Origin of the sequence: Pseudomonas sp. zjy_15, assembly GCF_043101865.1 — a bacterium.
Taxonomy (GTDB): Bacteria; Pseudomonadota; Gammaproteobacteria; order Pseudomonadales; family Pseudomonadaceae; genus Aquipseudomonas; species Aquipseudomonas putida_Y.
Window position 1 is genome coordinate 1 of the sequence record NZ_JBICII010000026.1, and the last position, 13,133, is coordinate 13,133.

Sequence of the window (13,133 nt, forward strand, 5' to 3'; positions counted from 1 at the left end):
ATTAACCGTCGTAGGAGCGGGTTTACCCGCGAAGAGGCCGGCGCAGTTTAAACAAGGTGCTCAGGTATAGATCATCTTGCGGGTCATGCCACCATCGACCACAAACTCCTGGCCGGTGACAAATGCCGCCTGGCGTGACAGCAACCAGGCAACCATGGCCGCTACATCTTCCACAGTCCCTACCCTGCCCGCTGGGTGCTGGGCATGCTCAGCTTCGCTCAACGGCTCGGCACGGCGCTGCGACGGATCACGGGCATCGATCCAGCCCGGGCTCACCGCATTGACACGAATCTCCGGGCCCAGGCTCATCGCCAGGGCATGGGTCAAAGCCACCAGCCCGCCCTTGCTTGCCGCATAAGCCTCGGTGTCCGGTTCGGACTGTCGAGCACGGGTCGAGGTCAGGTTGACGATCGCCCCGTTGTGCGCACGCAGATACGGCGCACAATGCTTGGCCAGCAGCATGGGCCCGCTGAGGTTGACCGCCAACACACGGCTCCATTGTGCCAGGCTCAGGCTTTCCAGCGTCTGGTTGTGCGGGTTGGCAATGGCCGCATTGCACACCAGCGCGTCCAGCCGGCCGAACTGCCCGAGCACTTCGGACACTCCGGCACTGACCTGGGCCTCGTCGGCAACGTCCATGGTGATGAACCAGGCGTTGTCGCCCAGCGCCTTGGCCACTTTGGTGCCACGCTGGCGGTCCAGATCACTCAGCACCACCTGCCAGCCTTCGCAGATCAGCCATGCGGCAATGCCCAGACCGATGCCGCGGGCGGCACCTGTGACCAAGGCTACCCGGCCATTGTGGCCCGGGGTACTGCCGCTGATTTCGATCACAATGCTGCCAGCCCACGCGCCAGGTCAGCCTGCAGGTCGGCCACGTCTTCCAGGCCCACGGCAACGCGGATCAGGCTATCGCGGATACCCGCCGCTTCACGCTCCTGCGGCGACAGACGACCGTGTGAGGTGGTCGCCGGATGAGCGATGGTGGTTTTGCTGTCACCCAGGTTGGTCGTGATGGAAATCACTCGGGTAGCGTCGATGAAACGCCACGCGCCCTCTTTGCCACCCTTGACCTCAAAGCTGACCACTGCACCAAAACCGCTCATCTGGCGCTTGGCCAGTTCGTGCTGCGGGTGGCTGGGCAGGCCGGCGTAATGCACCTTCTCCACGCCGTCCTGCTGCTCCAGCCATTCGGCCAGGGCCTGAGCGCTTTCGCAGTGTGCACGCATACGCAGGCGCAGCGTTTCCAGGCCCTTGGTGAAGATCCAGGCGTTGAACGGGCTGAGGGTTGGACCTGCGGTACGCAGGAAACCGACCACTTCTTTCATTTGCTCGGTACGGCCGGCAACCACACCGCCCATGCAGCGGCCCTGGCCGTCGATGAACTTGGTGGCCGAGTGGAACACAATGTCGGCACCCAGCTTCAGCGGCTGCTGCAACGCCGGGGTACTGAAACAGTTGTCCACCACCAGCATGGCACCATGGGCATGGGCGATTTCGCTGAGCGCAGTGATATCGACCAACTCGGCCAGCGGGTTGGATGGCGACTCGACGATCAGCAGTTTGGTGTTGGCCTTGATGGCCTTTTCCCAGCCGGAAAGGTCGACCAGGGGCACGTAGTCCACTTGTACACCAAAGCGCTTGAAGTACTTCTCGAACAGGCTGATGGTGGAGCCGAATACGCTCTGCGACACCAGCACATGGTCACCGGCGCTGCACAGCGACATGACCACGGCCAGGATTGCCGCCATACCGGTGGACGTACCCACGGCCTGTTCGGCACCCTCCATGGCCGCCAGGCGCTCCTCGAAGGCACGCACCGACGGGTTGGTGTAGCGCGAGTAGACGTTGCCCGGTGTTTCACCGGCAAAGCGCGCAGCAGCATCGGCTGCCGTGCGGAACACATAGCTGGAGGTCAGGAACAGCGCTTCGCTGTGCTCGCCTTCCGGGGTACGGTTTTGACCAGCGCGCACTGCCAGGGTGTCGAAACCGACACCCTCGAGGTCACTGTCCAGTCGCCCGGCATCCCATTGATCCGTCATGCCGTCGCTCCCAAAATCAGTTGTTGTAAAGGTCGATGATCGCGCTGACGGCCTGGTTCTTGACCTTGGCCAGGTCATTACGGGCCTGCTCGATGCGGTCGAGGTAGGCTTCGTCGATATCGCCAGTGACGTACTCACCGTTGAACACCGCGCAATCGAACTGCTCGATCTTGATCTTGCCGCCACCGACCGAGTCGATCAGGTCTGGCAGGTCCTGATAGACCAGCCAATCGGCGCCGATCAACTCACCCACCTGTTCGGTGGTGCGGTTGTGGGCGATCAGTTCGTGAACACTCGGCATGTCGATGCCGTAGACGTTGGGGTAGCGTACAGCAGGGGCCGCGGAGCAGAAGTAGACATTCTTGGCGCCGGCTTCGCGGGCCATCTGGATGATCTGCTTGCAGGTGGTGCCGCGCACGATCGAGTCGTCCACCAGCATCACATTCTTGCCGCGGAACTCCAGCTCGATGGCGTTGAGCTTCTGACGCACCGACTTCTTGCGCGCGGCCTGGCCGGGCATGATGAAGGTACGGCCGATGTAACGGTTCTTGACGAAACCTTCGCGGAACTTGACGCCCAGCCGGTTGGCCAGCTCCAGCGCGGCAGTGCGACTGGTATCCGGGATCGGGATGACCACGTCGATATCATGATCGGGGCGCTCGCGCATGATCTTGTCGGCCAGCTTTTCACCCATGCGCAGACGCGCCTTGTAAACCGAGACCCCATCGATGATCGAGTCCGGGCGAGCCAGGTAGACGTGCTCGAAGATGCACGGCTGCAACGTTGGCGATTCGGCGCACTGCTTGGTGAACAACTGGCCTTCTTCGGTGATGTACACCGCTTCGCCCGGCGCCAGATCGCGGATAAGGGTGAAGCCGAGCACGTCGAGGGCGACGCTTTCCGAGGCGATCATGTATTCCACGCCTTCGTCGGTGTGACGCTGGCCGAACACCACCGGGCGAATGCCATGGGGGTCGCGGAAGCCGACGATGCCGTAGCCGGTGATCATGGCCACCACGGCGTATCCGCCAACGCAGCGGCTATGCACATGGGAGACCGCGGCGAACACGTCTTCTTCGGTCGGCTGCAGCTTGCCGCGCACCGCCAGCTCATGGGCGAACACGTTCAGCAGCACTTCCGAGTCGGAGTTGGTGTTGACGTGGCGCAGGTCGGACTCGTAGATCTCCTTGGCCAACTGCTCGACGTTGGTCAGGTTGCCGTTGTGAGCCAGGGTGATGCCGTAAGGCGAGTTGACGTAGAACGGCTGGGCCTCGGCCGAGGTCGAGCTGCCCGCAGTCGGGTAGCGCACGTGGCCGATGCCGATGTTGCCTACCAAGCGCTGCATGTGGCGCTGCTGGAACACGTCGCGCACCAGGCCATTATCCTTGCGCAGGAACAACCGGCCGTCATGGCTGGTCACGATACCGGCAGCGTCCTGGCCGCGGTGCTGGAGGACCGTAAGCGCGTCATACAGCGCCTGATTGACGTTCGACTTACCGACGATACCGACGATGCCACACATGCGACGCAACCCCTACTTTGATGAAACTTGATTGAATAGCGCTCAGGGCTTGGACGGCCCGAGCAACTGTTCCTTGAACGGAAGATCAGCCGGAGTGCTGATCAGGCCACTGGGCGTCCATTGGTCGGAAAAACCCAGAATCAGGTTTTTCGACCAGTCGGCGACCAAGAGAAACTGTGGTATCAGGCGTGATTCCTGCCACCAGGTGTCTTGTTGAACCGGCCCCAGGCTGATCAGACCTATGGCTACCACTACCAGCAAGGCCCCGCGCGCGGCACCGAAGGCCATGCCCAGGAAACGATCGGTGCCGGACAGCCCGGTCACGCGGATCAGCTCACCGACAAGGAAGTTGACCATGGCCCCCACCAGCAAGGTGGCGACGAAAAGAATGGCGCAGCCAGCGATGACGCGCATCGATGGCGTCTGGATATAACTCTCAAGATACACCGAGAGCGAACCGCCGAACATCCAGGCAACCGCACCGGCAATGATCCAGATGAGCAAGGACAAGGCCTCCTTGACGAAGCCGCGCTTGAGACTGATCAATGTGGAGACGGCGATGATCGCGATGATCGCCCAATCAACCAAGGTAAATGCCACGGTGTTGCCTGCAGACGTTTGAGGCGGCGCATTTTACCAGAGCGGCGGGCCGGGAGTAAGCGGAATGTCAGCTGGATTGGTGTTGGGCCATTGGCGGGTGAACCCACTGCCAGGTTCTGGGTGAGCCTTGCAGCGGCGCGGTGCCTGTAGGCGCGGGTTCACCCGCGAATGGGCGGCACAGCCGCCCCGGGGAATCAGCTGCGCTCAGGCTGGAAACGCACCACAAAACCCTTGAGGCTGTTCTTGCGGTTGACCGCGTCACGCACGCGCTCGGCCTCGGCGCGCTCGATCATCGGCCCCACGTACACGCGGTTCATGCCACCCGCCGTGCGGATATAGGCGTTGTAACCCTGGCTACGCAGCGTTTGCTGCAGCTTTTCGGCACCGGCACGGTTGGACAGACTGGCCAGCTGGATCGACCAACTGACTGGCAGGCCATTGGCATCGATCTTCGATGGCGCGGCAGGCGCGGGTGTTGCAGCGGCCTTGGCCTCCACCTTGGGCGCGGGGGCCTGCGGCTTGGGCGGCTGAACCTGCGCCTGGGTCTGTGGCGACGGTGTGATTGGCTGGCGGGGTGTACTCGCCGGGGCAGTCGACTCGTCGATCACCACGGGCGCCTGCTGCGGCACCTCCGGAATAACCTGCGGCTCCGGCACGGCAACCGGCTCCACCTTCACTTCCGGCAGGCTGGGCATGGCCGGTGCCTGCGGGGCTTCGACGTGCACCTGGCGCATCTCGTCCTCGCGGGTGAACAGCATCGGCAGGAAGATAACCGCCAGCGCCACCAGCACCAGCGCACCCACCATGCGCTGTTTCATCCCTTTATCCAGCACAGCCATCTATTCCACCCTCCTGGGCGTGCCGCTCCAGCCATTCCAGCGCCTGGGCGACACAGAAAAACGAACCGAACAGCAGGATCTGATCATCCGCCGTCGCCTGCGCACATTGCCCCTCAAGGGCGGCATCGACGCTGGCATAAGACTTCACCGCGGCACCGAGGTTCGCCAAGGACGTGACCAGCTCCGCGGCCGGGCGACTGCGCGGAGTATCCAGCGGCGCCACTGCCCAGTCGTCGATGAGGCCCTGCAGCGGCGCGATAACGCCATCCAGATCCTTGTCGGCGAGCAGGCCAAATACCGCGAGACGGCGCCCCTTCAGCGGCCGGGCCGCCAGGCGCCTGGCCAGGTACTGCGCCGCATGCGGGTTGTGCCCGACATCCAGCAGCAACGCTACCGCTTTGCCCTGCCAGTTCAAATTACGAAGGTCGAGACGCCCAGTGATACGGGTATCCAGCAGCGCCTGGCGAACTTGCTCCGCGTCCCACGGCAGCCCCATCAGCAGGTAAGCCTGCAGGGCCAGCGTGGCGTTTTCCATGGGCAGGTCAAGCAAAGGCAGGTCATGCAGCTCTACCTGCGTGCCATCGGCCGCAGTACCACGCCAGCTCCAGCAGCCATCGGCGCTGGCCAGATCGAATTCCCGCCCGCGCAGGAACAGTGGCGCGGCCAGTTCGGCGGCCTTGTCCAGCAACGGCTTGGGCGGGTCCAGGTCACCGCACAGGGCCGGCTTGCCCGGGCGGAAGATGCCAGCCTTCTCGAAGGCTACCAGCTCGCGGGTATCACCCAGGTAATCAACATGGTCGACACCAATGCTGGTCACCAGGGCGAAGTCGGCATCCACTACGTTCACGGTATCCAGGCGACCACCAAGGCCCACCTCGAGCACCACGGCATCCAGCTGCGACTGATAGAACAACCAGAACGCGGCCAACGTACCCATCTCGAAGTAGGTCAGGGAAATATCGCCCCGTGCCGCCTCGACGGCGGCGAAGGCTTCGCACAGGCGCTCATCGCTGGCCTCCTGGCCATCGATCATCACCCGTTCGTTGTAACGTAACAGGTGCGGCGAACTGTACACACCGACCTTGAGCCCCTGGGCACGCAGCAACGAAGCCACGAAGGCGCAGGTCGACCCCTTGCCATTGGTGCCGGTCACCGTCACCACGCGCGGCGCCAGCTTGCCCAGCGCCAGGCGGGCAAGCACCTTCTGCGACCGCTCCAGACCCATGTCGATGGCCGAGGGGTGCAACTGCTCGAGGTAGGCGAGCCATTCGCCCAGGGATCGTTGTTTCATCACGCGACGGCAGCCGCCTCACGCGCTTCTTCCGGGGTTTGCTGGCCGGTCATCTGCGCCAGCAGGCGGGCCAGACGCGGGCGCAGTTCGCCACGGGAGATGATCAGGTCGATAGCTCCGTGCTCCAGCAGGAACTCGCTGCGCTGGAAGCCTTCAGGCAGCTTCTCGCGTACGGTCTGCTCGATCACGCGTGGGCCGGCGAAGCCGATCAGGGCCTTCGGTTCACCGACGATGACGTCGCCGAGCATCGCCAGGCTGGCGGAAACACCACCATACACAGGGTCGGTCAGGACCGAGATGAACGGGATGCCTTCTTCGCGCAGACGCGCCAGCACGGCCGAGGTCTTGGCCATCTGCATCAGCGAGATCAGCGCTTCCTGCATGCGCGCACCGCCCGAAGCGGAGAAGCAAACCATTGGGCAGCGGTTTTCCAGGGCATAGTTGGCCGCGCGTACGAAGCGCTCGCCGACGATGGCACCCATGGAGCCGCCCATGAACGAGAACTCGAAGGCGCTAACCACGATCGGCATGCCCATCAGGGTGCCGCTCATGGAGATCAGCGCGTCCTTTTCGCCGGTCTGCTTCTGCGCAGCGGTCAGGCGGTCCTTGTATTTCTTGCCATCACGGAACTTCAGGCGGTCGACCGGCTCCAGGTCAGCGCCCAGTTCGGCCCGGCCTTCAGCGTCAAGGAAAATGTCGATGCGCGCACGTGCGCCGATACGCATGTGGTGATTGCACTTGGTGCAGACATCCAGGGACTTTTCCAGCTCCGGACGATACAGCACGGCCTCGCAGGACGGGCACTTGTGCCACAGGCCCTCGGGCACCGAGCTCTTCTTCACCTCGGAACGCATGATCGAAGGGATCAGTTTGTCGACTAACCAGTTGCTCATGCTTTCTTTCTCCAGTATTGGCAGGCGGGGGGACAGCGTCACCGTCCCTGCCCTGCCCTTGAGCTCAAAATCTTTTATGAAACGATGGTGGACCGGCCGCCGGGGCTTCCAGCGCGCCACTCCACCGCTAATGTATTTTCTTGCCGCCACAGCTACTGGCGGCGGCCCAGCAGGGCTGCGAAAGCTATGGACGATGGCGCGCAGCCAGCCGTCACATCTGCCATCAAGCCTGTTTCACCGCCTTCATGAAGGCCTCGATCTTTGCCGCATCCTTGATGCCCTTGGCCTGCTCGACGCCACCGCTGACATCCACCGCGTAAGGCTTTACCTGGGCAATGGCCTGACCAACGTTATCGGCCGACAGCCCGCCCGCGAGGATGATCGGCTTGCCAAGCCGCGCCGGCACCAATGACCAGTCGAACGCCTCGCCGGTTCCCCCGGGCACGCCCGGCACATAGGTGTCCAGCAAAATGCCACGGGCACCCGCATAAAGCTGGCAGGCCGCCTCCAGGTCGTCGCCAGGGCGCACACGCAGGGCCTTGATCCAGGGGCGGTGGTAGCCTTCACAGTCCTGCGGGGTTTCATCGCCGTGAAACTGTAGCAGGTCCAGCGGAACCACTTCGAGGATCTCGTTCAGCTCGCAGCGCGAGGCATTGACGAACAACCCGACCGTGGTCACGAATGGCGGCAACTCGGCGATGATCGCCCGCGCCTGGCGCACGTCCACTGCCCGCGGGCTCTTGGCATAGAAGACGAAGCCAATGGCATCGGCACCCGCTTCGGCAGCGGCCAGTGCGTCTTCGATGCGGGTAATCCCGCAGATCTTGCTGCGAACATTGCTCATGGAACACGAACCCTGATTGTTGCGGCGAAAGGGCGGATGTTAGCAAATGGCTTTTCGCCCGTCAGTCTGCCAACGTCTCGTAACCACTCAAAAAGTGTGGGCCGATGTAACGCTTGGGCAACGCAAACGTTTCGGGGTACTCCACCTGCACCAGGTAAAGCCCGTAGGGGTGGGCCGTTACCCCTCCTTCGCGGCGGTTGCGCCCTTCCAGCACCTCGCGGGCCCAGGTAACCGGACGCTCGCCGGCGCCGATGGCCATCAGCACACCGGCAATGTTACGCACCATGTGGTGCAGGAAGGCGGTGGCACGCACGTCCAGCACGATCATCTGGCCATGGCGGGTAACACGCAGGTGGTAGATATGCTTGATGGGTGATTTGGCCTGACACTGGCTGGCGCGGAAGGCGCTGAAGTCGTGGGTGCCGAGCAGGAACTGCGCGGCCTCGGCCATGCGATCGACGTCGAGCGGACGGTGGTTCCAGGTCACCTCCTCGGCCAGGTGCGCCGGGCGAATCGGGTCGTTGTAGATCACGTAGCGGTAGCGCCGGGCGCAGGCCTTGAAGCGGGCATGAAAATCGGCCGGCATTGGCCGCGACCAGACCACACTGATGTCGTGCGGCAGGTTGAAGTTGGTGCCCATGGTCCAGGCGCGCTCTTCACGCACGGCACGGGTATCGAAGTGCACGACCTGCCCGCAGCCGTGAACGCCGGCGTCGGTACGCCCGGCGCAAATCACCGAAATCGGCTCGTTGGCGACCTTGGACAGCGCTTGCTCCAGGGCTTGCTGGACACTCGGCACGCCGCTGGCCTGGCGCTGCCAGCCGCGGTAGCGCGCGCCTTTGTATTCCACGCCCAGGGCGATGCGGGAGAAGCCTTCGGCCGCGGATTCGGCGGTAGCGGTGTCGATGATGTCCAAGAGCATGAAACCTGTGGGGTGTACGGAATGGCGAGATTATAACGACAACGGCAGCCTCGTAGGGCTGCCGGTGGATGCGCACTGCATTTGCGGGCCTAATCGCGGGTGCCCCGCCGCCCCCACAGGTCACTCACAAGGTCGAAATGTGTGAGGATCCTGTGGGAGCGGGCAAGCCCGCGAAGAGGCCTGCCCTACTTGCATCAGACCAGACGAGAGAGCAGGTCCTCGGCTTCCTGACGCTGGCTATCGTCGCCATCCTTGACCACTTCATCGAGGATGTCGCGCGCGCCCTGACTGTCACCCATGTCGATATAGGCACGGGCCAGGTCGAGCTTGGTGGCGACTTCATCACTGCCGGAGAAGAAGTCGAAGTCCAGGTCGTCCAAGGGCTCGGGCTCGGGCTGCGCAACCGCGTCTTCGCTGGTGAAGTGCGGCTCCAAAGAAGGCGTTTCGAGGCTCTGCGACAACTTGTCCAGCTCGGCGTTGACGTCATTGAGCTCCGAGGCAAAGCTCTTGGCGGCCGGCGAATCGTCTTCCAGCGACAGGGACAAGTCGAAGTCCGACGGCAAGTCGAACTCGGAGACCGGGTCAAACTCCGGCTCACTGTCGAAGGCTGCCAGTTCGGCGGCGACATCGACCGGCCCCTGCTCCACCGTGTCCGGAGTGGCTGGAGCCACAGGCTCACTGATGTCGAGGTCGAAATCAGACAGGTCCACGGCAGGCTGAGGCTCGGCTTGTGCCAGCATGGCCTCGAAATCAGCATCGGCGTCGGCCTGCAGCTCTGCATCCACGGCAAATGGTTGTTCTTCTGGCTGAGTTTCTTCCTGTACGGGCTCGTCCAGCACAGGTTCTGCGATTACCAGCTCGTCGGGAACGCCCCCCTGTACCACCGGCTCGTCCAGCATGGAGGTGGCCAGCGGGTCTTCCTCGGCCAGGTCTTCGCCCAGGCTCAGGTCGAAGGCGCTGTCCAGATCCTGCTCATCCAGGCCGGAAACATCGAGCGTTGGCACTTCATCGAAGGCATCCAGCTCTGCGTCAGGCTCTGCTTGCGCGACAACCTCTGGCTCAGCCTCCACTTGTGGCTCGAACCCAGACACCTCGTCAGGCGCCACATCGGCAACCACCGGCGCTTCGGGCTCATCGTGCAGCAGCTCTTGCACGTACTGCTCATCCATTTCGGCAGCCAGCGCCGCCGCACCCAGGCCGGCAGCAGCCAGGCCGAGCATGGCGGGGTAACGCTCTTTCAGCCCGGCGACTTCGGCAACGTTCTGTTCGCTGGCCGGCAGCTGACGCTCCTGTTCGGCAAACGCGCTCTGGTCACCCTGGCGGGCGTACACGTCCATCAGCTTCAGGCGCAGGTCGTCACGTTCCGGTGCAGCGGCCACAGCGGGCTCCAGCAGGTCGGTGGCACGATTCAGGCGGCCTTCGGCCAGGCATTGGTCGACTTGCGCCAACAGCGCGGCGTGCGGATCTGCTTGCGGCTCAGTCAGGGGGTCTGCCTCGGCGACCGGTTCAGCCACTTTTTCCGCAGCGACGGCAGCTGCAGCCGAAGCGGCGACCACAGCCGGCGACAGGGTTACACCCGGCTCCGGGGCTTCGACGCCGTCGAAGCTCTCGGTATCGCTGTCGAAACCTGTGCCCTGCTCTTCTTCCAGCGCCCGCGCCATGCGCAGGTGCTTCTCAGCTTCTTGCTGGGCCTTGCGCTTGCGCGCCAGCAGCCAGAGCAGCAGTGCCAGCACCAGGATGCTGGAACCGGCAATCATCCCCAGAAGCCACGGATTGCCCAGGACTGCGTCGAGCGCACCCTTCGGCTGGCTGGCGGGTACAGGCTGAGCGGCCGGCACAGGCTCGGGTGCGGTATCGGCAGTAGCAGGCGCCGGCTTGTCCGCTGGCTGGTCCGGGGTAGCGGCAGCCGCTGCCGACGTGGCTGCGCCCTGGCCTTCCAGGCGTGCCAACTGGCTGTTCTTCAACTCGATCAGGCGCTGCAGCTTGTCCAGTTGGCTCTGCAGGTCGGCCATGCGACTTTTCAGTTCTTCGTTGTCGCGACGGCTGGTGTCCAGACTTTCCTGGGCCATGGCCAGCTTGTCACTCAACGCCTTGGCCTGGCCGGCATCGGCCTGGCTGCCCGGGCTGACCAGACGCAGGTTGTCGCCCTGGGCGATACGCGACGGTGCAGCCTCGGCGGCGCCACGACGGGTGGCATCCAGCTGGCGGGCACGTGGCCCCAGGCGACGGCCTTCACGCCAGGCGGCATACTGCTCGGCCACCTCGCGGTTCGCCTCGCCTTGGGCGATGCTCTGGATCTGCTGCTGATCGGGCAAGCGCAGTACCTGGCCAACCTTCAGGAGGTTGATGTTGTTGCCGATGAAGGCGTCCGGGTTCAAAGCCTGGATCGCGATCATGGTCTGCTGGATCGAACCACCCTGGGTGTTACGCGCGGCAATCTGCCACAAGGTGTCGCGACGCTGGGTGGTGTAGTTGCTGGCGCCGGTCATGGCCGGTGTGACATTGCCTGCTGCCGGTTTTTCGCCCTGTGCCTTGGCCTGGTCGAGCAGCACGCTATAGTCACGCAACAGGCGGCCCTGCGGCCACATGACCTGCACCAAAAACTTGACTACCGGACCTGGCAGCGGCTGACTGGACGTCACGCGCAGCACACTTTTGCCGTTGGGGTTGATCACCGGTGTGAAGGTCAGGTCTTCGAGGTAGGTCGGAAACGCCACCCCGGCCTTGCTGAACTCTTCCGGCGGCGCCAGGCTCGGCGCCACTTCGGTGGCTTTGAGGTCGCGCACGTCGAGCAATTCGATCTCGGCGTCCAGCGGCTGATTCTGTGCCGACTTCAGGGTCAGCTCCCCCAGGCCCAGCGCATTCGCCATGCCAGACGACAGCGCGGATGCTGCAGCCATGGCCAGAACCAGTTTGCGAATTCGAAGCATGACCTCTTCCCTTGTATGAATCGTCCCGAAACCTGCATGCGGAGCAGGACAAAAGTGCTCGCCAGTATCTTTTACGGCATGTGTTTAATCAACATTTGCGCCACTTGCACGGCATTGAGCGCGGCGCCTTTGCGCACGTTGTCGGTGGTCAGCCAGAGGTTGAGTTGCTGGTCTTCATCAACACCGTGACGTACACGTCCAACATAGACCACGTCTTGGCCTACTGCGTCACCTACCGGGGTCGGATAATCATCGTTTTCCACCCGCTCGACGCTGTCGGCTGCGTCCAGGGCCTGGTTGACCGCTGCCAGGTCTACCGGGCGACGGCTTTGCACGGCCACACTGAAGCTATCGCCGAAAAACACCGGGACTTGAACACAGCTCACGGAAATCTTCAGGTCAGGCAGGCCCAGCAGCACGCGCAGTTCACTGACCAGGCGGCGCTCCAGCGCGGTATGGCCCTGCTCGTCGGCAGCACCGACCTGGGCCAGCAGGTTGAACGCCACTTGACGGTCGAAGAAGCGCGGCTCCAGCGGGCGGGCATTGAGCAGTTCGGCGGTTTGCCGGGCGAGCTCGCTGACCGCTTCACGGCCTTGCGCCGACACCGCCAATGCGGCCATCACTTGCACCCGCTCGATGTCCAGCAGGCCTTTGAGCGGCGCCAGCGCGACGGCCAGGGCTACTGCGGCCGAGCATGGGCTGACGATACGCGCTGGCAACGACAGGCTGGCCAGGCGTTCGGCGTTGGCTTCCGGCACCAGGGCCAGGGCATCGTCCAGGCCGCCGGACAGATCGATCACCGTGCAGCCCGCCTGCAGCGCCTTGCCGGCAAAGCTGCGGCTGACGGCGGCGCCGGTGGCGAAGAAGGCCAGCTTGACCTGGGTGAAGTCGAAGCTGTCGACTTCGCGGACCTTCAGCTTCTTGCCGGCGAACATCACGCTGCTGCCCGCCGATTCCATGCTGGCCAGCAGGTGCAGGGTGGCAACCGGGAATGCCAGTTCCTCGAGGATCTGCACCAAGGCTTCACCGACGCTGCCGGTGGCGCCGACGACGGCGATATCCAAAGGGTGTGTCATGGAAGGGATCCTTTTGCTGTAGACGGCGGGGGCGGCACTTTACTCGGATTGTAGGGTTTTGTCTGTGCCCACCCGGCGCTGCTGTTGCTGTTGCTCGATTGCGTCTTGCTTCTTGGATGTGCGCACTCACACCGAGTAGGTATTCATTCGCGCAGGTGGCGCATCGTCACCTTT

At 63.5% G+C, this 13,133-nt stretch carries 11 protein-coding genes; all 11 read right to left on the reverse strand.

Annotated elements, in window-relative coordinates:
• Positions 1-60: 60 nt before the first annotated feature.
• The 11 genes from ACF8EF_RS03810 to ACF8EF_RS03860 all read right to left on the reverse strand — a co-directional run bounded on the left by ACF8EF_RS03810 (position 61) and on the right by ACF8EF_RS03860 (position 12,959).
• Positions 61-834, reverse strand: coding sequence for an SDR family oxidoreductase (locus ACF8EF_RS03810; RefSeq protein ID WP_392460564.1), 774 nt, complete (start codon positions 832-834; stop codon positions 61-63).
• Positions 831-2,042, reverse strand: a complete 1,212-nt coding sequence (locus tag ACF8EF_RS03815; RefSeq protein ID WP_392460565.1) for an O-succinylhomoserine sulfhydrylase — start codon at positions 2,040-2,042, stop codon at positions 831-833. The genes ACF8EF_RS03810 and ACF8EF_RS03815 overlap by 4 nt, the downstream gene beginning before the upstream one ends.
• Before the next feature lie 16 nt (positions 2,043-2,058).
• A complete protein-coding gene (gene purF / locus ACF8EF_RS03820) occupies positions 2,059-3,564 on the reverse strand; it encodes an amidophosphoribosyltransferase (protein WP_176685793.1) in 1,506 nt (501 codons plus the stop codon).
• Positions 3,565-3,606: 42 nt separating this feature from the next.
• Positions 3,607-4,164: a CvpA family protein gene (locus tag ACF8EF_RS03825; RefSeq protein WP_176685794.1), complete on the reverse strand. Its 558-nt coding sequence runs from the start codon at positions 4,162-4,164 to the stop codon at positions 3,607-3,609.
• A 194-nt stretch (positions 4,165-4,358) separates the two neighbouring features.
• The gene (locus tag ACF8EF_RS03830) at positions 4,359-5,003 is read right to left on the reverse strand and encodes an SPOR domain-containing protein (RefSeq protein WP_392460566.1); all 645 of its coding nucleotides are present in this window, start codon (positions 5,001-5,003) and stop codon (positions 4,359-4,361) included.
• On the reverse strand, positions 4,987-6,294 hold the full coding sequence (gene folC / locus ACF8EF_RS03835) for a bifunctional tetrahydrofolate synthase/dihydrofolate synthase (RefSeq protein WP_392460567.1): 1,308 nt from the start codon (positions 6,292-6,294) through the stop codon (positions 4,987-4,989). The genes ACF8EF_RS03830 and folC overlap by 17 nt, the downstream gene beginning before the upstream one ends.
• Entirely contained in the window at positions 6,294-7,187 is an 894-nt protein-coding gene (gene accD, locus ACF8EF_RS03840; RefSeq protein WP_021784489.1) for an acetyl-CoA carboxylase, carboxyltransferase subunit beta, read from the reverse strand. Before accD ends, folC begins: the two co-directional genes overlap by 1 nt.
• A gap of 223 nt (positions 7,188-7,410) precedes the next feature.
• Positions 7,411-8,031, reverse strand: coding sequence for a phosphoribosylanthranilate isomerase (locus tag ACF8EF_RS03845; protein ID WP_176685797.1), 621 nt, complete (start codon positions 8,029-8,031; stop codon positions 7,411-7,413).
• A gap of 61 nt (positions 8,032-8,092) precedes the next feature.
• Positions 8,093-8,953, reverse strand: coding sequence for a tRNA pseudouridine(38-40) synthase TruA (truA, locus tag ACF8EF_RS03850; protein WP_392460568.1), 861 nt, complete (start codon positions 8,951-8,953; stop codon positions 8,093-8,095).
• A 194-nt stretch (positions 8,954-9,147) separates the two neighbouring features.
• Complete coding sequence (locus tag ACF8EF_RS03855; protein WP_392460569.1) at positions 9,148-11,883, reverse strand: FimV/HubP family polar landmark protein; 2,736 nt, start codon at positions 11,881-11,883, stop codon at positions 9,148-9,150.
• A gap of 71 nt (positions 11,884-11,954) precedes the next feature.
• Entirely contained in the window at positions 11,955-12,959 is a 1,005-nt protein-coding gene (locus ACF8EF_RS03860) for an aspartate-semialdehyde dehydrogenase (RefSeq protein ID WP_392460570.1), read from the reverse strand.
• Between the last annotated feature and the right edge of the window lie 174 nt (positions 12,960-13,133).